Source organism: Streptomyces sp. NPDC002130, assembly GCF_040296465.1.
Classification (GTDB): Bacteria; Actinomycetota; Actinomycetes; order Streptomycetales; family Streptomycetaceae; genus Streptomyces.
In genome coordinates, this window is record NZ_JBEOXI010001235.1 from 1 (window position 1) to 1,055 (window position 1,055).

1 protein-coding gene is annotated in these 1,055 nt (G+C 62.4%); it reads left to right on the plus strand.

Features of this window, described 5'->3' with window-relative positions:
• Positions 1–195: 195 nt before the first annotated feature.
• Positions 196–1,055: phage protease (locus ABT116_RS49895; protein ID WP_351648387.1), on the plus strand; the 860-nt coding region annotated here is incomplete at its 3' end.

A 1,055-nucleotide genomic window follows, 5' to 3' on the forward strand; every position in this document is an offset into this window, starting at 1 on the left:
TCACGGTACTATCCGCTATCGGTCACCAGGGAATATTTAGGCTTAGCGGGTGGTCCCGCCAGATTCACACGGGATTTCTCGGGCCCCGTGCTACTGGGCGTCACGGCGCCTGGGGTCGGGACGCTCGGGAGCATCATCGACGTCGCCAAGCTGTACGGAGTGGCGGCGACTTCCAGCGGAAAGGAGTCATTCACGATGCCAGTATCCAAGGACGGATCACCGCACGCTTCCGCTGTTGTGGTCGCGGCTTCGGTGACCGTTGCAGACCTTCAGAGTTCTTTCTACAACGGTCCCGCCGCAGACAGTTGGTGGTGGATCGAAGACATCTTCTTGGAGCCCCCAGAAGTGGTGGCAATCAACGACGAGGACGGCACCCTGCATCGGGTGCCGTTTGCCGTTGAAGGCGAAGAAGTCACATGGGGCGAGTCCCAAGAGGTCAAACGCGAGTACGTCGCCGCATCCTCGGGACTTCGTAAACCGCTGGCCCACTGGGACAGCAAGGAAACTTCTCGGGCCGCCGCGCCCGGGACCAGCGTGTCCGACACCTCGGGCACGGAAACATCCGAGACAGAAGGAGGCTCGACTGTGGCATTCACGGATGAGCAGATCAAGGAACTCCGCGAGGCCCTCGACCTCCCGGAAACGGCAACAGATCAGGAGCTTTTCGACGCGCTCCTCGAAAAGGCCACCGCACCGGACACCTCCGACCCCGAAACGGACCCCGCCACCGACACCGGTGTTGCGGCATCCATCTCGAAGTTGACCGAGGTCGCCAAAGCCAATGGACTCGTGCTCGTCGAGGCCAGCGGATACGAGCAGACCCGCACCATGGCCGCGCGCGGCGCACAGGCACTCGATCGCCAGGAATCCGCCGACCGCGAGAAGTTGGTCTCCGAAGCCATTCATGCCGGCAAGATTCCGACCGCTCGAAAGAGTCACTGGCTCAAAGCTCTCGAAGCGGATCCCGAAGGCGTAGCCGCCTCGCTCGCAGCGCTCGAGCCCGGATTGATCCCAGTCTCCGAGGTTGGCCACGGAGTCAATGCCTCTGCTGAGAC